This window comes from Pseudomonas sp. TNT2022 ID1044 (assembly GCF_028656895.1).
Taxonomy (GTDB): Bacteria; Pseudomonadota; Gammaproteobacteria; order Pseudomonadales; family Pseudomonadaceae; genus Aquipseudomonas; species Aquipseudomonas reinekei.
Window position 1 is genome coordinate 191,784 of record NZ_JAMDHB010000006.1, and the last position, 19,216, is coordinate 210,999.

Annotated in this window: 19 protein-coding genes; 6 read left to right on the forward strand and 13 right to left on the reverse strand. The window is 61.3% G+C overall.

The genetic code is table 11. The annotated features are described in order from the left end of the window. Positions 1-32: 32 nt before the first annotated feature. From metF to M5G20_RS09170, 3 genes are all read left to right on the forward strand, one after another. Positions 33-878, forward strand: a complete 846-nt coding sequence (metF, locus tag M5G20_RS09160; protein WP_273918890.1) for a methylenetetrahydrofolate reductase [NAD(P)H] — start codon at positions 33-35, stop codon at positions 876-878. 183 nt (positions 879-1,061) lie between these two features. Beyond that, positions 1,062-1,877, forward strand: a complete 816-nt coding sequence (locus M5G20_RS09165; RefSeq protein WP_273918891.1) for a substrate-binding periplasmic protein — start codon at positions 1,062-1,064, stop codon at positions 1,875-1,877. Positions 1,878-2,101: 224 nt separating this feature from the next. Further along, a complete protein-coding gene (locus M5G20_RS09170; RefSeq protein WP_273918892.1) occupies positions 2,102-3,976 on the forward strand; it encodes a DEAD/DEAH box helicase in 1,875 nt (624 codons plus the stop codon). Positions 3,977-4,130: 154 nt separating this feature from the next. On the opposite strand, the gene M5G20_RS09175 is transcribed toward M5G20_RS09170, so the two are convergent. The 3 genes from M5G20_RS09175 to M5G20_RS09185 form a co-directional block, all read right to left on the reverse strand. Continuing rightward, complete coding sequence (locus tag M5G20_RS09175; protein ID WP_248692246.1) at positions 4,131-4,727, reverse strand: YceI family protein; 597 nt, start codon at positions 4,725-4,727, stop codon at positions 4,131-4,133. A gap of 32 nt (positions 4,728-4,759) precedes the next feature. Then, positions 4,760-5,311, reverse strand: a complete 552-nt coding sequence (locus M5G20_RS09180) for a cytochrome b (protein ID WP_273918893.1) — start codon at positions 5,309-5,311, stop codon at positions 4,760-4,762. Between the two features lie 261 nt (positions 5,312-5,572). Further along, the gene (locus M5G20_RS09185) at positions 5,573-7,333 is read right to left on the reverse strand and encodes a flavin monoamine oxidase family protein (RefSeq protein WP_273918894.1); all 1,761 of its coding nucleotides are present in this window, start codon (positions 7,331-7,333) and stop codon (positions 5,573-5,575) included. 219 nt (positions 7,334-7,552) lie between these two features. On the opposite strand from M5G20_RS09185, the gene M5G20_RS09190 reads away from it, so the two are divergent. Together M5G20_RS09190 and M5G20_RS09195 are read left to right on the forward strand one after the other, a co-directional pair. Then, a complete protein-coding gene (locus tag M5G20_RS09190; protein ID WP_273918895.1) occupies positions 7,553-8,959 on the forward strand; it encodes an adenosylmethionine--8-amino-7-oxononanoate transaminase in 1,407 nt (468 codons plus the stop codon). A 175-nt stretch (positions 8,960-9,134) separates the two neighbouring features. Further along, positions 9,135-9,854 carry a 16S rRNA (uracil(1498)-N(3))-methyltransferase gene (locus tag M5G20_RS09195; protein ID WP_150734182.1) on the forward strand — a complete coding sequence of 240 codons (720 nt, stop codon included), beginning with the start codon at positions 9,135-9,137 and terminating at the stop codon, positions 9,852-9,854. Positions 9,855-9,965: 111 nt separating this feature from the next. On the opposite strand, the gene trhA is transcribed toward M5G20_RS09195, so the two are convergent. Continuing rightward, the gene (gene trhA / locus M5G20_RS09200) at positions 9,966-10,583 is read right to left on the reverse strand and encodes a PAQR family membrane homeostasis protein TrhA (protein ID WP_273918896.1); all 618 of its coding nucleotides are present in this window, start codon (positions 10,581-10,583) and stop codon (positions 9,966-9,968) included. Between the two features lie 131 nt (positions 10,584-10,714). On the opposite strand from trhA, the gene M5G20_RS09205 reads away from it, so the two are divergent. Next, the gene (locus tag M5G20_RS09205) at positions 10,715-11,629 is read left to right on the forward strand and encodes a LysR family transcriptional regulator (protein ID WP_273918897.1); all 915 of its coding nucleotides are present in this window, start codon (positions 10,715-10,717) and stop codon (positions 11,627-11,629) included. A 111-nt stretch (positions 11,630-11,740) separates the two neighbouring features. Here the strand turns inward: M5G20_RS09205 and madM are convergent, their stop codons facing one another. From madM to mdcA, 9 genes are all read right to left on the reverse strand, one after another. Continuing rightward, positions 11,741-12,505: a malonate transporter subunit MadM gene (madM, locus tag M5G20_RS09210; protein WP_273918898.1), complete on the reverse strand. Its 765-nt coding sequence runs from the start codon at positions 12,503-12,505 to the stop codon at positions 11,741-11,743. A 5-nt stretch (positions 12,506-12,510) separates the two neighbouring features. Continuing rightward, on the reverse strand, positions 12,511-12,903 hold the full coding sequence (gene madL, locus M5G20_RS09215; protein WP_273918899.1) for a malonate transporter subunit MadL: 393 nt from the start codon (positions 12,901-12,903) through the stop codon (positions 12,511-12,513). A 66-nt stretch (positions 12,904-12,969) separates the two neighbouring features. Further along, positions 12,970-13,881 carry a malonate decarboxylase subunit epsilon gene (gene mdcH / locus M5G20_RS09220; protein ID WP_273918900.1) on the reverse strand — a complete coding sequence of 304 codons (912 nt, stop codon included), beginning with the start codon at positions 13,879-13,881 and terminating at the stop codon, positions 12,970-12,972. Continuing rightward, positions 13,878-14,498, reverse strand: coding sequence for a malonate decarboxylase holo-ACP synthase (locus M5G20_RS09225; protein ID WP_273918901.1), 621 nt, complete (start codon positions 14,496-14,498; stop codon positions 13,878-13,880). The genes mdcH and M5G20_RS09225 overlap by 4 nt, the downstream gene beginning before the upstream one ends. Further along, complete coding sequence (gene mdcE, locus M5G20_RS09230; RefSeq protein ID WP_273918902.1) at positions 14,492-15,295, reverse strand: biotin-independent malonate decarboxylase subunit gamma; 804 nt, start codon at positions 15,293-15,295, stop codon at positions 14,492-14,494. The genes M5G20_RS09225 and mdcE overlap by 7 nt, the downstream gene beginning before the upstream one ends. After that, positions 15,292-16,143 (reverse strand): biotin-independent malonate decarboxylase subunit beta, encoded by an 852-nt coding sequence (locus M5G20_RS09235; RefSeq protein ID WP_273918903.1) that lies wholly within the window; start codon positions 16,141-16,143, stop codon positions 15,292-15,294. Before M5G20_RS09235 ends, mdcE begins: the two co-directional genes overlap by 4 nt. Beyond that, positions 16,136-16,435, reverse strand: coding sequence for a malonate decarboxylase subunit delta (locus tag M5G20_RS09240; RefSeq protein ID WP_150734174.1), 300 nt, complete (start codon positions 16,433-16,435; stop codon positions 16,136-16,138). Before M5G20_RS09240 ends, M5G20_RS09235 begins: the two co-directional genes overlap by 8 nt. Beyond that, a complete protein-coding gene (locus tag M5G20_RS09245) occupies positions 16,435-17,313 on the reverse strand; it encodes a triphosphoribosyl-dephospho-CoA synthase (protein ID WP_273918904.1) in 879 nt (292 codons plus the stop codon). The genes M5G20_RS09240 and M5G20_RS09245 overlap by 1 nt, the downstream gene beginning before the upstream one ends. Further along, positions 17,313-18,983 carry a malonate decarboxylase subunit alpha gene (gene mdcA / locus M5G20_RS09250; RefSeq protein WP_273918905.1) on the reverse strand — a complete coding sequence of 557 codons (1,671 nt, stop codon included), beginning with the start codon at positions 18,981-18,983 and terminating at the stop codon, positions 17,313-17,315. The genes M5G20_RS09245 and mdcA overlap by 1 nt, the downstream gene beginning before the upstream one ends. Positions 18,984-19,216 lie beyond the last annotated feature (233 nt).

Sequence of the window (19,216 nt, forward strand, 5' to 3'; positions counted from 1 at the left end):
CCACAGGCTTACGCGTTTCCAAGGATATGACCATGTCCCAAGATCGTCGCTACAGCTTCGAGTTCTTCCCTACGAAGACCGACGCTGGGCATGAAAAGCTGCTTGCCACTGCTCGCCAGTTGGCCACTTACAACCCTGATTTCTTCTCCTGCACCTACGGCGCTGGCGGTTCGACCCGTGATCGCACGCTGAACACCGTTTTGCAGCTGGAAAGCGAAGTCAAAGTTCCTGCCGCTCCGCATCTGTCCTGCGTAGGCGACAGCAAGGACGACCTGCGCGGCCTGCTGAGCCAGTACAAGGCGGCCGGCATCAAGCGTATCGTTGCCCTGCGCGGTGACCTGCCTTCCGGCATGGGCATGGCCAGCGGCGAAATGCGTCACGCCAACGACCTGGTTGAATTCATTCGTGAAGAGACCGGCGAGCATTTCCACATCGAAGTCGCCGCTTACCCGGAAATGCATCCGCAAGCGCGCAACTTCGAAGACGATATCGCCAATTTCGTGCGCAAGGCCAACGCCGGTGCCGACAGTGCGATCACTCAGTACTTCTTCAACGCCGACAGCTACTTCTATTTTGTCGAGCGTGTGCGGGCGTTGGGCGTGAATATCCCGATCGTTCCGGGGATCATGCCGATCACCAACTACAGCAAGCTGGCGCGCTTTTCCGATGCCTGCGGTGCGGAAATCCCGCGCTGGATCCGCAAGCAACTGGAAGCGTACGGCGACGACACCCAGAGCATTCAGCGTTTCGGCGAGCAGGTTATCACCGAGATGTGCGATCGCCTGCTGGAAGGTGGCGCACCGGGCCTGCACTTCTACACACTGAACCAGGCTGAAGCGAGTCTGGCGGTGTGGAACAATCTGAAGTTGCCGCGTTAAGCACCGCAAGATCAAAGGATCGCAGCCTTCGGCAGGCTCCTGCATGATGACCTCCTGCAGGGGCCTGCCGAAGACTGCGATCTTTTTGTTTTCAACGTACCGTATATGTGCGCCAATCCACGGAGTTAGAGCATCTGCCGGCAGTTTCTGGCTCTTTCGCGTTTCTCGTCGTAATCTCAGCCCATGCCCTTGATCACGCAGTTATTCGCCCTGCTCGTTTTCACTTGCCTGAGCTTTGCCGCTCGAGGCGAGAAGCTGCGCATTGTCACCGAACCCTGGGCTCCTTACGTGTACGAGGAGAACGGCAAATCCCTGGGCCTGGACTACGAAACCACCGCCATTGTCTTCAAGCGCCTGGGCATCGAAGTGGAGTGGCAATTCCTGCCATGGAAACGCTGCCTGTCGATGCTGGAAACGGGCCAGGCGGATGGCGCGCTGGACATTTTCCACAGCGATGAACGCGATGCGACCCTGCTCTACCCCAGCGAACCGTTGTCGCAAGTGCAGTTCGTGATGTTCTACGCCAACGACCGACCTCATCCATTTCGCACCCTCGACGAACTGCGCGGCCTGACCATCGGCACCTCGCCGGGTTACCTGTACAGCAAGGATTTCCGGGAGTCGACGCTGTTCACTCGCGAACCGGCTCCCAGCCATGAAGCGAATTTCGGCAAGCTGATACGCGGCCGGATCGACCTGTTGATCACCGACCGCCGGGTCGGCCAGCATCTGCTCGATGAACTGAACATCCGCGACAAGATCACCGAAAACCCGGCCATTATCAGCCAGCAGAGCCAGTTTCTGGCGGTGCGCCGCAATGCCGGCATGGACTTGCTGGTGCAGCGCTTTGGTGCCGAACTCAAGCGCTTCAAACGCGAGCCGGCCTACGCGGAGCTCAGTGCCCGCTATGGCGCGGCACCGCCGAACGCCCTGAACTCCGTAAAGACCACGGCCACCACCGCAAAAACCGTTGAGCAGCAGGAAAGCGGCGCGCAGTGATTGCTCTGTTATACTCCGGCGTTCCCGCCAGGCTCACGCCCGGACGCTCGGAATCGTAAAGGTATCTCGACCCCGCTACAGCGCAGCTTTTCAGCCCGCGCGAGCGCTCCAGACGAGCCTTCGTGACCGAAGCAGGACCGGACGGGATTGCGTTCCTCTTAAACGCTATTCGCGCCAGGCAAGACTCCCATTGGGCCAAGCCCTAACTTAGAACAGGATTACTCATGTCCTTTGCTTCCCTCGGTCTCTCCGAGGCTTTAGTCCGCGCCATCGAGGCAGCGGGCTATACCGAGCCTACTCCGGTGCAACAGCGGGCCATTCCCGCCGTGTTGCAAGGTCGCGACCTGATGGTTGCGGCACAGACAGGTACCGGTAAAACCGGCGGCTTCGCCCTTCCGATCCTGGAACGGTTGTTCCCCAACGGTCACCCGGACAAATCCCAGCGTCACGGCCCGCGCCAACCGCGTGTACTGGTCCTGACCCCTACTCGCGAACTCGCGGCGCAAGTGCATGAGAGCTTCAAGGTCTATGCCCGTGACCTGAAGTTCGTCAGCGCCTGCATCTTCGGCGGCGTCGGCATGAACCCGCAGGTTCAGGCCATGTCCCGTGGCGTAGACGTACTCGTCGCTTGCCCTGGTCGTTTGCTCGACCTGGCCGGCCAAGGCAGCGTTGACCTGTCCCACGTGGAAATCCTCGTGCTGGACGAAGCTGACCGCATGCTCGACATGGGCTTTGTCCATGACGTGAAGAAAGTCCTGGCCCGTCTGCCGGCCAAACGCCAGAACCTGTTGTTCTCCGCTACCTTCTCCAAAGACATCACCGACCTCGCCGGCAAGCTGCTGCACAACCCGGAACGCATCGAAGTCACGCCGCCGAACACCACGGTCGAGCGTATCGAACAGCGTGTGTTCCGCCTGCCTGCCAGCCACAAGCGTGCGCTGCTGGCGCATCTGATCACCGCAGGCGCGTGGGAACAGGTGCTGGTGTTCACCCGCACCAAACACGGCGCCAACCGCCTGGCCGAGTATCTGGACAAACACGGCCTGAGCGCCGTCGCGATCCACGGTAACAAGAGCCAGAACGCCCGCACCAAAGCCCTGGCCGACTTCAAGGCCGGCACCGTGCGCATCCTGGTAGCCACCGACATCGCCGCTCGCGGTCTGGACATCGACCAGTTGCCTCACGTGGTCAACTTCGAGCTGCCGAATGTCGATGAAGACTACGTGCACCGCATCGGCCGTACCGGCCGTGCCGGTCGTTCGGGCGAGGCGATTTCGCTGGTAGCCCCGGACGAAGAGAAACTGCTGAAAAGCATCGAACGCATGACCAGGCAGAAAATCGCCGACGGCGACCTGATGGGCTTCGATGCCAGCGCCGTAGAAGCTGAGAAGCCTGAAGCACGCGAGCGTCCGGACATGCGCAACCCGCGCAATCCACGTGGCCCGCGCGGCGACGGTCCGAACGGCGGTGGTGGCGGTGGCGGTCGTAAAGACAAGGGCAAGGACAAAGGCAAGGAAAAACCGGCATCGGGCGAACGCGGCGAGCGTCCAGCCCGTCAGCAAAAGCCACGCGAAGGCACCCCGGCCCGTGAACAGCGTCAACCAAGCCAGCCGCCGCGCGCTGCCGCTGACCGTGCTCCAGACGAGTTCCTGGACGACGATATCGATAACTTCGGCAACCGCGTCGACTACGTGCCGCAACAAAAACCGGCTCAAGGCCGTGGCCGCCGTCCGGGTGCTCCGGCACAAGGCGCGGCAGCGGGCTCGGGCGCACCACGCGGCGGCAAGCCACAGGGTCGTCAGAACGGTCCACGCAACAGCGATGGCGCCAGCACCGGCACACCACCTGCCAAGCGCAGTGGCCCACGCAACGGCGCACCACGTGACGGCCAGGCCCGTCGCGAAGACTCGCGCAACCGTCGCCCGGCCCGTGACGACCAGCCGCGTTCGGAACCGGCCGTGCAGAACCCGCGTGGTCCGGCGCCGAAGATCATGCACAAGGAGTCGAAGGCTGACCGCTTCCCGACACCTGAGCAGCTCGATCAACTGCCAAGCCGTCCTCGTGGTGAAAAACCGGCGTTGCTGACCCGCAATCGCTGAGTTATTGCTGCCATAAAAAATGCCCCGGCTCGTGAGAACCGGGGCATTTTTTTATGGGCTGCAGGAGCCGGTTTGCTGGTGATTGGGGCGACTCGGTTTCTGCTGTGTTGCAAAAAACGCTATCGCCAGCAAGCCGGCTCCTACATTCTCAGCATTACTTCGCCTTCACACCTTCAAAGGATACGTACAGCTCAACTGCATCGGACGCTGGGCCCAGGTCTTTCTGCTTGCCGAAATCGGAACGCTTGATGGTGGTGGTGCCTTCGAAACCGGCACGGTAGCCGCCCCATGGATCCTTGCCTTCACCCAGGAAAGTGGCCTTGACCACGACTGGCTTGGTCACGCCTGCGATGGTCAGGTCGCCAGCCACGTCGGCAGTGTCTTTACCAGCGGCGTTCTTGCCGGTGGATTTGACGCTGGTGGAAACGAAGGTGGCTTTGGCGAACTTGCCTGCGTTGAGGAAATCACCACTGGCGATGTGCTTATCGCGCTCGGCATGATTGGTGAACACGCTGGCGGTATTCACGTTGAACTCGATCTTGCTGTCTTCAGGCTTGGCAGCGTCGAAGCTGAACTTGCCGTCGATGTCCTTGAAAGTACCGGTGATGAAGCTGTAGCCCAGGTGGCTGATCTTGAAGTCAACGAAGGCGTGCTGGCCTTCTTTGTCGACGACGTAGTCAGCGGCCATTACGTTACCGGCGGACAACAGGGCCGAACCGATTGCCAGAGCGGCCAGAGTCTTTTTCAACATGCTTTGTTTTCCTTTGGAGTCGAGGTTGAATTTCAGGCTTTGCGACCCAGCATGCGCTTGAGGGTCACATCACGGTCGATAAAGTGGTGCTTCAATGCTGCCAACGCATGGAGGCCGGAAAAAATTACCAACACCCATGCCAGGTAGAAGTGAATCACGCCAGCGGTATCTGCCTGGTCCGGCAGTCCGGAGACCAGCGCAGGCACTTCAAACAAACCAAACACCGGAATACCGACACCGTCTGCGGTGGAAATCAGGTAACCGGCAACTATCACAGCAAACAGACTGAGATACAGAAAGCCATGGCCGAACTTGGCGCCGAGGCGCGTCATGCGGCTGTAGCTGGACAGGGTCGGTGGCGGCGGACTGATAAAACGCCACAACACCCGCAGCACCATCACACCCAGCAACACCAGGCCGATACTCTTGTGCAGGTCCGGCGCGTCTTTGCGCCAGCTGCTGTAGTAGTCGAGCCCGACCATCCACAGCCCAAGCGCGAACAGGCCAAAGACCACCAGCGCCACGCCCCAGTGCATGAAAATGCTGACCCAGCCGTAGCGGGAAGTAGAGTTACGTAGCTGCATTGCCTAGATCCTGTAAGTGCTGGCCCAAGACTATCGATTTATCTATCGAATTAAAGCCGAAAATTTCGCTCTGAAATATCGAGAAATGCGATCAAGAGCCTGGAGCAAGCAAGTTAAGGAAAGATTAAAGCCGAAATTGTGAAAAAAAATGAATACAAAATAGAGAACACCTGTATCAAAAGGTTTATTCGATTTCGCTCTCGATTTTTTCAGGCGTAAAAAAACGCGGCCCTGAGCCGCGTTTTTTTTTACACCGGGGCTTTACTGAGCCTTGGTCTCAGTAGTCGCCGCCGGTTTGGCCGATGGCTTCTTCGCCGGCTCGGCCTTCTTTGCCGGAGCCTTGGCCGGCGCTTTTTTGGCCTCGGCTTTGGCCGCCGGTTTGGCTGGGGTTTTAGCCGGGGCCTTCTTCGCAGGCTCGGCTTTCACCGGGGTTGCAGGCTTCGGCGCTGCAACCGGTGCCGGGGCAGCGACCGGGGCTGGAGCAGGCGCCGGAGCTGGCGGAGCAACAGGCTCTGGCGCCTTGACCGGTTCTGGCTTTTTCTCGTCATCCGAGCCGCCGAACAGGTTGGTGAAGAAGTTACCCTTCTTCGCCGCCACCGCGCCGGCTGCAGCGGCGGCAGCCACTGGAGCGGCCTTCACCGGGTCAAACGACTTGCCGGCCGCCAGATCTTCAACCTGGCTGGCCGCGCGCTGACCGGTACGCAACGCACCTTCCAGAGTGCCCGGGTACAGGGCGTCAGTGTGTTCGCCAGCAAAGGCTACGCGTTGAATCGGGCGTTCCCACAGGCGCCAGAACTTGCTGATCTGGCCCGGGCCAAAGGCCAGGTAAGCGCCGCCCATCGAGGGGTCGGTGCTGTAGCGACGGATTTCATAACCGGTGAACGAGCCACGCGCCTGTGGATAAAACGCGTGCAGGCGAATCAGCACCTGGTCAACCATCTGCTTGTCGCCGAACGCCTGCATCACCCGCGCGTTGTCGCCGGACAGGTTGATCACCACGTTGGCGCCGCCCTTCAAGGCCGGTTCGATCCACAGCATGCCCAGACCGGTGTTGCTGTAGATTTCACCGGACATGCGAGCCTTGGGCTCCCATACCGGCGTTTTGAACTTCAGCATGATCTGGTCGCGCCAACCGTAGTTGGTGCCCTTGATAGCCGCCAGGTGCTGGGCGTCCAGCGCCGGAGTCATCTGGATCTTGTTCAGGGCGCGCAATGGCACGGCCAGCACCACGTAGTCCGCCTGATAGCCGACGCTGCCGACTTTGACGGTGACGCTGTCCTTGTCCTGGACAATCGCCGAGACAGGCGAGCTGGTCTTGATGGTTTTCAGTTGTTTGACGAAGGCCTGGGCCAGCACCGGACTGCCACCGACCAGACGCGACGCACGCAGGTCACGGTCGGACACGCCACGATATACGCGGCTCTGCTGCGCGAAGTACAGCAGCGAGATGCGCGAAGGTTCGTCGTAACGGGTACGAATCTGCTGGTTCACCAACTGACGGGCAGTGGCCGGCAGGCTCAGGCGATCCAGCCAGTTGGAGACGTTGATCTGGTCCAGGGCGTGCAGGGTGCTGTTGGCCGACGGGTTCAGTGGGTCGTCGATCGAGCGCGCGAGGTCGTCGACGGTCTTTTCGTAGCGTTTGAGCGCTTCGGCAGTGGTCGGATCCTTGGTGGCCAGATCGGCAGCGGTGTAATACACGCCGTCGATCAAGTAGCCTGGAGTCCGCACGAACTCAGGGGCCGGCGTGGTGCTCAGTTTGAAGGTCGATAGGTATTTGTTCAGCACCGGTTGAGTCTTGTCGTTGCCGATCCACTCGCTGGTGGCCATGCCGGAACGACCGCCCAGGCTCGATTTGGCTTCCAGCAGCGTGACCTGCCAGCCTTTGTTCTGCAGCTCATACGCCGCCGTGAGGCCCGAGACCCCGCCGCCGATCACGATCGCGGTTTTATCCTTGGCCAGCGCAGACACGCTGAACAGCCCCAACATCACCAGCGCACAGGCGCGCAGCCAACCGACAGACATTCAGCGAACTCCGGAAATACACAAAAATAGCGGTTTTGCGAGCCAGACGACTCAAGAACCGCGAAGGATACGTCAGGCTTCAGACGCCCGCCAGCAACGTCTATCGGCCTATACAAAGTAGCTCAATCGACACAATGGGTTGTCCCGGTGGCGAGCATTGCATAGGCTTGCGCGATTGTTTGTTCGCGCCTGCCGCGGACCGCCTCGAGGAGAGAAGAAATGGGCCTGAATAATCAGTGGATGCAACGCGATCTCGCGGTGTTGTGGCATCCCTGCACCCAGATGAAAGATCACGAGCAACTGCCGCTGATCCCGATCAAGCGCGGTGAAGGCGTCTGGCTGGAGGATTTCGAAGGCAAGCGCTACCTCGACGCGGTCAGTTCCTGGTGGGTCAACGTGTTCGGCCACACCAATCCGCGGATCAACCAGCGCATCAAGGACCAGGTCGATCAACTGGAACACGTGATCCTTGCCGGTTTCAGTCATCAACCGGTGATCGAGCTGTCCGAACGCCTGGTAAAGATGACGCCGGAAGGCCTGACCCGATGCTTCTACGCCGATAACGGGTCGTCCTGCATCGAAGTCGCGCTGAAAATGAGCTTTCACTACTGGCTCAACCGCGGCCAGCCGAACAAGAAACGTTTTGTCACCCTGACCAACAGCTACCACGGCGAAACCATGGCGGCGATGTCGGTGGGCGACGTGCCGCTGTTCACCGAAACCTACAAAGCGCTGTTGCTGGACACCATCAAGGTGCCGAGCCCGGATTGCTACCTGCGTCCCGACGGCATGAGCTGGGAAGAACACTCGCGCAACATGTTCGCGGCGATGGAACAGACCCTGGCAGAGAACCACGACAGCGTCGCTGCCGTCATCGTCGAGCCGTTGATCCAGGGCGCCGGCGGCATGCGCATGTACCACCCGGTGTACCTCAAGCTGCTGCGCGAAGCCTGCGATCGCTACGGCGTGCACCTGATTCACGACGAAATCGCCGTCGGCTTCGGTCGCACCGGGACCATGTTCGCCTGCGAACAGGCCGGCATCCGCCCGGATTTTCTCTGCCTGTCCAAGGCCCTGACCGGCGGTTACCTGCCGCTGGCGGCGTGCATCACCACCGACGAGGTCTACAGCGCCTTCTACGACGACTACCCGACCCTGCGCGCGTTCCTGCACTCGCACAGCTACACCGGCAACCCGCTGGCGTGCGCGGCGGCGTTGGCGACGCTGGACATCTTCGAAGAAGACAACGTCATCGAGAACAACAAGGCCCTGGCCCAGCGCATGGCCTCCTCCACCGCGCATCTGGTCGATCACCCGAACGTCTCTGAAGTGCGCCAGACCGGCATGGTGCTGGCAATCGAGATGGTCAAGGACAAGGCGACCAAAGAAGCTTATCCGTGGCAGGAACGTCGCGGCCTGAAGGTGTTCCAGCATGCGCTGGAGCGTGGTGCCTTGCTGCGGCCGTTGGGCAGCGTGGTGTATTTCCTTCCGCCGTACGTCATTACCCCTGAACAGATCGACTTCCTGGCCGAAGTGGCGAGCGAAGGGATCGACATCGCCACTCGCGACAGCACTAGCGTGTCGGTGCCGAAGGACTTTCACCCCGGTTTCCGTGATCCGGGCTGATCGACTTCACTTGATTTCGTGGGTGCCTGGACTGCCGCCTTCGCTGGCAAGCCAGGCGCCTACCAGTTAGATGTCGCACACACCCTTTGCTGCAAACCGAATCCTGCAGGAGCTGGCTTCCAGCGATAAGGTCGGCACGACCTTCAGACGCTTTACATACTTTCAGAGAACCAACATGAGATTGTCCCGCTTCTTCATCGACGCCCCCCTGAGCACCGGCGAACACGAATTGCCCGAAGCCCAGGCCCACTACATCAGCCGCGTGCTGCGCATGGCCGAGGGCGATGCGTTGCAGTTGTTCGACGGCTCGGGCCAGGAATTTCGCGCCAGGCTGCTCGAAGTCGGCAAGAAGCGCGTGGTGGTGCAGATCGATGAAAGCTTCGCCGGCCAGGTCGAATCGCCGTTGCAGATCCACCTCGGCCAGGGCTTGTCCCGTGGCGAGCGCATGGATTGGGCGATTCAGAAAGCCACTGAACTGGGTGTCACTGAAATCACGCCGATTTTCAGCGATCGCTGCGAAGTCCGGCTCAAGGACGAGCGCGCCGACAAGCGCCTGCTGCATTGGCGTCAGGTGGCGATCAGCGCGTGCGAACAGTGCGGGCGTTCTCGGGTACCGGTGATTCATCCACCGCTGTTGTTGGCGGATTGGTTGAAGCAGACGCAGGCTGAGTTGAAGCTTGTCTTGCATCCGGTGGCTGAGCCGCTGGTGAGTCATGCCAAGCCTGCGACATTGGCCTTCCTGATCGGCCCTGAAGGCGGATTGTCGGATGCCGAAGTCGAACAGGCCAAGGCCAACGGTTTTCATGCCGCCCGGCTTGGTCCGCGGGTGCTGCGGACCGAGACCGCGCCGGTGGTGGCGTTGGCGGTTGCTCAACAGTTGTGGGGGGACTTCTAAGGCCCTATCGCTGGCAACCCAGCTCCTACAGGTTTTTTGTCGAACACATTATCCGTGTTCCAACCACAATCCTGTGGGAGCTGGCTTGCCAGCGATTGGCCGCGACTCGATTTACAAAACGTAGAAGAAGATCGCCACAAAGTGCAGCAAACTCCCCGCGATCACAAACAAATGCCAGATCCCATGGGCATGGCGCAGGCGATGATCGAGGGCAAAAAAGATAATCCCCACGGTGTACAACACACCACCCGTCGCCAGCCAGGCAAACCCGGCGCTGCCCAATGCCGCCAGCAATGGCTTGACTGCCACCAACACGATCCAGCCCATCACCGCGTAAATCACGATCGACAGAATCCGCGCCTCCGAACGTGGCTTGATCTCTTGCAGGATGCCGATCAGCGCCAGCCCCCAGACGATCCCGAACAACGTCCAGCCCCAAGGCCCACGCAGGGTCACCAGACAGAACGGCGTGTAGCTGCCGGCAATCAACAGGTAAATTGAAAAGTGATCGACCTTCTGCATGATCGCTTTCTTGCGCCCGCGCACGCTGTGGTACACGGTCGAAGCGCTGTAGAGCGACATCAAGGTAAAACCGTAGATCGCCACGCTGACGATTTTCCATGGGCTGCCGTCCATGCTGGCGATCACCAACATCCATACCACCCCGACCATCGCGGCTACTGCCCCGACCAAATGCGTCCAGGCGTTCAATCTTTCCCCGTGATACATGTCTTGCTTACCTCAAGATGCTTTACCGCAATGCGCAAGGCTCAGGCTTCAAGCGTAAAAGCGCAATGTTTCCGAACGACGCGCCCGGTTGAATTGGGCACAATCGGGTCATTCCAATAAGAGTCCGCGCCATGCTGATCGATGAAGAGTTGACCCTGAAAAAACTCGAGGTGTTCCTGGCCTTCATGCGCACCGGTAACCTGGCCCGGGCCGCCGTCGAGTTGCAGACCAGCAACGTCAGCGTTCACCGTGCCATCCACTCGCTGGAAAGCGCCCTGCGCTGCCCGCTGTTCAAGCACGAAGGCCGCAACCTGACGCCGCTGGAGAGTGCTTATGTGCTGGAGGAGCGGGCGCAAAAGCTGATTCAGGACGTCGTCGAAAGTGTGCGCCTGACCCGCGAAGCCGCCGGCTTTTCCGCCGAGCGCTTCAAACTGGGTTCGCTGTATTCGTTGACGGTGAAGACCGTGCCGCAACTGATCATGGGCCTGAAAATCCGTCGCAGCGAGCTGAACATCGATCTGATTCTCGGCTCGAATTTCGACCTGCTGTACAAGCTCAAAAACATGGAAGTCGACGCGATCCTGGTGTCCCTGGACGACAGCATCATCGACCCGGACCTGGCACACATCCCGCTGTTCTCCGACGACATTTTCCTCGCCACACCGGCCGATTCGAAGTTCGCACAACGGACTGAAGTCGACCTCGCCGAGGTCCGCGATGAAACCTTCATCACCCTGACCCAGGGCTTTGCCACGCACCAGGATGGCAAGCGGGTATTCGAGCAGGCGGGGTTCGAGCCGAAGGTGGCCATGCAGGTCAACGACATCTTCACGCTGTTGAGCATGGTCAGCTCGGGCGTGGGTTATGCGCTGCTGCCGGGGAGGATTGCGGCGGTGTACGAGAACCGGGTGAAGCTGATTCCGTTGCAGGAAAAGTATCGGTTGCAGCAGCACATTGGCGTGGTGTTCCTGAAGGCCAAGGAGCGCGACCCGAATCTGCTGGCGTTGCTGGCGGAATGTCGGATGTATGCCAATCGGCAAGTCTGAGACCTTGTGGCGAGGGGGCTTGCTCCCGCTGGGCTGCGCAGCAGACCCATTTTTGCGGGCGCTTCGCCCCCGAGCGGGAGCAAGCCCCCTCGCCACAAAAGCATTAGCTCATCAGCCAAAAATCCCGCGAACAATCAAATACAGCAGCGAAGGCCCGAGCAGACAACCCAGCGCCGTGTAAAACGCCGCTGTCAGGCAACCATAAGGCACCAGTTTCGGATCAGTCGCCGCCAACCCGCCGGCCACACCACTGGAAGTACCCATCAATCCCCCGAAGATCACTGCGCTACGCGGGTTGTTCAAACCGATCAGCGGCGCCACGAACGGTGTCATCACCATCACCAGAATCGCCTTGATCAATCCCGCCGCAATCGACAGCGCCATGACTTCGGAACTGGCACCGATGGCCGCGCCGGTCACCGGGCCGACAATGTAGGTCACCGCACCGGCACCGATGGTGGTCAGGCTCACCGCATCGGTGTAACCGAACGCCATCGCCACCGCGACACCCGCGATGAATGACGTGCCGACACCGACGAACAATGCCAGCACGCCGACTAACCCGGCACGCTTGAGCTCATCGACACTGACGCCAAATGCCGTTGCCACGATGGCAAAATCCCGCAGCATCGCCCCGCCCAGCAGACCGATCCCGGACAACAACGGAATGTCCACCACGCCTTTCTGGCCTCCGGTCAACGCACCGCCAACATAGGACAGAAGCAGCCCCAGAAGAATGGCAATGGCCGAGCCATGCAGGCGACCTTTGGTGAACGTATTGGAAATCCAGTAGGACACCCACATGGTCACGCCGACAATCAGAAAGCCACTGATCAGCCCGTAACCGGTAATCACCTTTATCATCGATTCGTACATGGCGATCACCCTACTGTCTTCGCAGGATTGCCAGACACCGGCTGTTTATTGCCGATACGCACCAGTACCGGTACCAAGGCAAAGGCGATGACCACTGCCGCCGTCCCCGCCAGGATCGCCATCGGCCCACCCTTGAGCGCGCCATACACGTTTTGCTGGGCCGCCATGGCGACGACAATCGGAATATAGACCGCACTCCAGAACTCCACGCCCTGCTCGGTCTTGCCTTTGAACCAACCGTTTTTATTGAGATAGCTGCCCAGGCCAATCAGCAGCAGCATCGCAATCCCGACGCCGCCGACGTTGGCCGGTACGCCAATCAGTTTGCCGAGCAGCTCGCCAATGAAAATACCCACCAGGGTACAAAAGCCGAGAAATGCCACACCGTAGATAATCATTGTTGTTGTCCTCAAAGTGCATCGTCGAATGTTGTTTTTGTTGTTCGAAGCCTTAAGTCGGGTGGTCTAGGATTGGCGGCTTCCCTCCTCACGCATCAGCGCCTGCAGGGTATCGAGGCGCGCACCGTCGAAGGCAATCACGGTGCCTTGCTCGAACACCCGGCGCGCCAGCCCGGTCAGCACCGCACCGGGCGGCAGTTCGATCTGTAGACGCACGCCACGCTCGTAAGCGCTTTGCACGGTGCCGCGCCAATCCACCACACGGCACATGTTGAAGGCGAGGTCGTCGCGCAGGGCATCGACCCGGGTCACTGGCCGCGCACGGCTGCCGCTCAGGTAGCCGATCCCGGGTGTTTGCAGCGGCACCCTGGCGAAGGCTTCGGCAAGGGTTTTCGCAGGCGTGTCCAGCAGCGGACAGTGCGATGGCACGCTCACTGCCAGACGCTTGGCCAGCCCTGCCCCGCAAGTTCTTGCCAGCTCGGCCACGGTGCTCATCGCGCCGTCACTGCCGGCAATCACCAACTGGTTATCGGCGTTGATGTTGGCCAGGTAAACCGGTGTGTCGACGCTGTGAACCTGTGCCAGCAACCCTTCCACGGTGGCCAGGTCCAGACCGATGATCGCGGTCATGCCGTAGCCCTGTGGATACGCCCGCTGCATCAGTTCACCGCGCAGGCTGACCAGCTGCAGCGCATCGCTGAATTCCAGGGCACCGGCCACCACCGCTGCCGGATAGGCGCCGATGGAAAGCCCGGCGACGTAATCCGGAGCCATCGCCAACTGCCGTGAAGCCGCCACGCCAGCGATCAACAGGCAAAGCTGCACCGCCCTTGTCGACCGCAGTGCCTCGACAGAATCGAGCAGCAACACGTCTTCACCGAGTACGTCGCTTGCCTCGCTCAAGGTATGCGCAGGCAAACGCTGAAGCATGCCCGGCTGCTGCGCGCCTTGCCCCGGGAACACCAGCAAGCTGCTCACGCTGCTTGCTCCTGCGCAGTCCACGGGTTCGACACCAGACAGGCTTCGCGGGTGTTTTTCAACAGGACCCGATGCGAAGTGCCAGCCCATTCGCGCAAGGCGACACCACCCAACGGCGTCTGCAGTTGCATGTCGACCACGCAGGGCGCTGCACCCAGCAACGCCAGCAGCTCACGCGCCTGATCCCGAGCCAGCGGTTGCGGCGTGCGCAGGATCAGGTCCAGGTCGCTGCCCTGATGAAGGGCTGCAAAACCGCTGGCCAGTTCGAACCCGGCACTGCCACTGACACCCCAGGCCCAACCACAGGCATCCAGAGCAGGACGCAATTGAACCAAGGCTTCAAGGGCCGGCAAGTGACGTTCAGTGTCGATGTGGCAGAGTTCTTCCGGCGTGACGCGACGGGTGATCGCGGCAATCGCCATCGACGTCGCAAAACGCTGCTCACGCAAACGGCCACGCACGCCAACCGCGATCCGACCCGCCGTCGACACCGCCCGCCGCACCACCACCGGTTGGCCGGCAGTGAGCGACTCGACCACCCACGCAGGCGCGTCCGCGGGCACCTGCGCCGGGGTCATGCCCCAGAGCAGGTCGTGGGCCTGAAATGTGTTCACCACTGCTCTCTCAGTAATTGGCGGACCTTGCTTGATGCCGCACGGTTCGTCGCACCGAGACGACCGCTGAGATCGGCGCCCTTGTGCGCCACATCGCCAATCGCTTGCGTCAGGCAGTCAGTCACCCGCGCCAGATCCGCCGAAGTCGGCTGTTCGATCTGCTCCACCGACAAGGTTTCCCACAGCAAGCCAAGGCTGGCGTAGCTGTCGATGTCATAGGCCATCGGCGGCACGCTGGCGGCCAGGCTTTCCAGCTCTTCGACACTGCGCAAGGTCACCCGCGCCGCCGAGGCCTTGCCCATGGCATGCACCATCACCCCCGGATCACGCAGGGCGATCAAGCGGTTGGCTTGATAACCGTGAGCGAGAAATGCCCCGGACATCGCCTTGCCCACCAGCAGACCGATTACCGCATGACCCGCCAGACGTGCACGGGCATAACTGTCCGCCGCACCGGCCAGGGCTTGATGGATGCCGAGGGCTTCTTCGCGCCGACCATAGGCCTGACTCGGCACATCGACGATAGCGATCAGGGCGCGTTTCTGCGGTTTGTCCTGGTCAGCGGCGATGACCTCATCCACCGCCTTGGCCAGACCCCAGCCTTCGAGCAGACCGACCTCACCATGGCGAGCGCGGACAAAACGGTTTTCCGGGTCGGCCACCACGGCGATAAACCGCACCGGTTGCCCGACCAATAAACCATCGGCGACTTTCAGCGAGGCCGGCAAACCGGCGACCGGTCTGGCATCGGCGCTCAAGGCGTTGAACCAGTTCAAGCCTCTGAGGGAATACGCACTCATGAGCGCTCTCCTTGATACAGGTCGCGAACCACGGAGGGTTCGATTTGCGGTTCAGCATTCAGACACGCCAAGCGTTGCAGGAACAGGTCGGCCTGTCGGCTGCGCAGCTGTGCCGGCAAGCCTTGTTTGAGCAACTCACCGACCTGCTGCTGGATCTGCGCGACGTCATCAGCGACATAACGATCCACCAAGCCACTGGCAAAACGCTGTTCGCCACCGGTCAGGCTCCAGATGAACGGACGATCCCGGGAGTCGTATTCCTCAAGCCCGGCTTCCTGTTCGATCACCTGCGGACCGTTGAGGCCAAGCCGTGCTTCCTGGGTCACCAGCAAGTAGCTGCACAACCCGGCGGCAATCGACATGCCGCCGAAGCAACCGACGCTGCCTGCCACCACTGCGACCACAGGTTGGTACTGCTGCAAGTCGACAATCGCCGCGTGGATATCGGCAATCGCCGCCAGGCCCAGGTTGGCTTCCTGCAAACGCACACCACCGGTTTCCAGCAACAGCACGGCGCGGGTCGGGAGGCCTTTGCGGTTGTCTTCGGCGGCCAGTTCCAGCGCACCGGCAATTTTTGCCCCGCCGACTTCACCGAGGCTGCCGCCCTGGAAAGCGCCTTCGATGGCGGCAATCACCACTGGCAGGCCAGCGACGCTGCCCTTGGCGATCACCACACCGTCATCGGCTTGCGGCACCACGCCCTGGCGGGACAACCACGGAGACATGACCCGCTGAAACGGGTCGAGCAATTCGCGAAAGGTGCCGGCATCGAGCAAGGCTTTTGCCCGCTGCCGGGCACCGAGTTCGACGAAGCTGTGTTTGGTCAGCAACGCTGCGCTGTCAGTCATGGCCGATCTCCTCGAAGCCTTGCTCCAGACGAAGGCGTACCACGCCGGGGGTGGCACCGAAATCGTGGATATCGATGTCCATCGCCGCTGGCGTCTGGCCGTCGAACATCCGTGCAAACAGGTGCTGCCAGCGTTGCTCACTGCCGTTGACCGAAGTCTGCACGGTGATGGTCAGCTTGCCGGCTTGCCCTGGTTCGATCAGCACTTCGAGATCGCCGGAGCCGACACACCCCACCAGCGTGCGGCCGCGTGGCGGCTGTCCGGCGGGGAATTCAAAAGATAAAGTTTCCATCAAAGCGCTCCCTGAATGAGGCTGTCGCCGCCCGACTCGATACGGTCGATAAACAGGCAGGCTGCGAGCAGGTCGGCAGCACCGCCGGGCGAGGCGTTCAATGCGATGAGTTGCTGGTCCAGCTCGTGCAGGCGACGACGTCCGGCGAGGCTGGCGCTGCCACCGGCATCGAGCACCGCTTGGGCGCCGAGTTGCATGGTGCGCAGGCCTTCTTCTCCGGCGCGATACAGCACGCAGGTGTCGGCCAGATTCGTCATGATCGCGAGCAAGGCATCGAGCCGTGCGTTCTGTTCGCCATGCCCGTCGGCGCGGCTGCGTTTGAGCTGCGGCAGCGCGCGCTGGATCACCGCCGGGAAAGCCAGTTGCGCTTCTTCACGGGCACCCCGCGCCCCGTAGCGTTGGGCAACTTGCGCGCCGTGGCTGAGTGGTCGCGGTGCGTAGCGATCGTCGAGCAAGGCCAGCCTCGCCGCGCGCAACGCAATGGCATTGGCGGCGGTGGAGTCCGGCTCCAGGGCGGCGGCAGCGACCAACAGGCCCAACGCCCAGATCGCCCCGCGATGGGTATTCACGCCATGGGTGGTGGCGAGCATCGCTTGTTCGCCGTCGCGACCGATACGGCCCACGGCTTCGCGCAGCGGCAAACCGATTTCGCCAAGCTCGATGGCCGCTTCAGCCATTTCCTTGAACGCCGGCCACAAGGCCAGCGCCGAGGCGTGCATCAGCCCGAGGTGCAAATCGGTGTGGGCACCATTGCCGCGACGGTCGACCAACGCCGGTTTCGGCGACAGGTCCGCTTCGTCGATCAGCGCGTCCACTGCCAGGTCCGCCAGCCGGTCGGCCAGGCTCAGGGTTTTCGGTTGCAGGTTGAGTGCGTGCATTACCAGCTCCTGAACTTGGCGGGCGGGTTGTAGAGGCCACCGGACCACTCGACCAGATCGGCCACGCTTTTCGCGGCAAGCAGCTCACGGGTGGCATCGGTGCGGCGGATGCCGAGGTCTTCGGGCAAGGCGATCAGGCCTTCGCGGCGCATGCGGGCGGTGTCTTTGGGGTTGTGACGCAGGCCGATGGCGGTCACGCCCGCGACTGCAGCAATCATTGCCTGGCGCTCTTCAAGCGAGCGCGCCTTGTACAAATAGGCGATGCCTTCTTCGGTCAGCAGGTGGGTAACGTCGTCGCCGTAGATCATGATCGGCGCCAGCGGCATGCCGCTTTTCTTCGCCACTTCAACGGCGTCGAGGGTTTCGACGAAGGTCGGTTTGCCGCCCTCCTGGAAGGTCTCGACCATTTGCACCACCAGTTTCTTGCCGCGTTCGAGCATTGGTTCGGCGGCGTCGGCGTGGCGCATATCCAGCCAGGCTGGCGTGCCGTGACGACGACCGCGCGGGTCGTGGCCCATGTTCGGCGCCCCGCCGAAACCGGCCAGCCGCCCGCGGGTCACGGTGGAGGAATGGCCATCGCCATCGACTTGCAGCGTGGCGCCGATGAACAGGTCGACCGCGTACTGCCCAGCCAACTGACTGAACATCCGGTTGGAACGCAGGGAGCCGTCGCGTCCGGTAAAGAACACGTCGGGCCGGGCGGCGATGTAGTTTTCCATCCCCAGTTCGGTGCCGAAGCAATGCACGCTTTCGACCCAGCCGCTTTCAATCGCCGGGATCAATGTCGGGTGCGGATTGAGCGTCCAGTTGCGGCAGATCTTGCCTTTCAATCCAAGGGATTCGCCGTAGGTCGGCAGGATCAACTCGATGGCGGCAGTGTTGAAACCGATGCCGTGATTGAGCGACTGCACGTTGTGTTTTTCGTAGATGCCGCGGATCGCCATCATCGCCATCAGCACGTGCACAGGCTTGATGTGCCGTGGGTCGCGGGTGAACAACGGTTCGATATAGAACGGCTTGTCCGCCACCACCACGAAATCGACCCACGAGGCCGGAATGTCGACCCGTGGCAGATCGCTGACGTCGTCCACCAACTGGTTGACCTGAACAATCACGATGCCGTCGCTGAAGGCCGCCGGTTCAATCAGTGCCGGGGTGTCTTCGGTACTGGGGCCGGTATAGATGTTGCCGGCGCGGTCGGCCATGAAACCGGCCGAGAGCACGACGTTGGGAATCAGGTCCACCACCAGCCGTGCATAGAGTTCGATGTAGGTGTGGATCGCGCCGATTTCCAGCAGGCCGTCTTCAAGCAGCTGGCTGATGCGCAGGCTCTGGGTCCCGGCGAAAGAGAAATCGAGCTTGCGGGCGATGCCGCGTTCAAACAGGTCCAGGTGCTCGGAGCGACCGACACTGGGCATGATCATGTGCAGGTCGTGGAGCCTGGCGGGGTCGGCCTTGGCCAGGGAGCGGGAAAGAAAATCCGCCTGCTTCTGGTTATTGCCTTCCAGCACCACGCGATCGCCCGGCAGGATCAACGCCTCGAGTGCCGCGACGATGTTGTCGGTGGGCAGCACCACACCGTCGGCAAGACCTCGCACCAGCTCGAGACGCCGCTGCTTTTCGCTGCGCCGCCGCGTCCATCGCGCGTCGGGGGATATTGTTGTAGTCATGACCACTCCACGGGTTCGCTGTCGTGGAGCTACCTTAGGAGTGTTGGGTGTGGGGCATCAATCAAGCAGAGTGGTGGATAGTTACGGTCACCGTAACGAACAACCCCTATGTGGCGAGGGAGCTTGCTCCCGCTCGGCTGCGAAGCAGTCGTCAATCTGCCCATGAGGTGTCTCTGAAGCAACCCGGTCGCCTGGATTTAGGGCCGCTCCGCGCCCCAGCGGGAGCAAGCTCC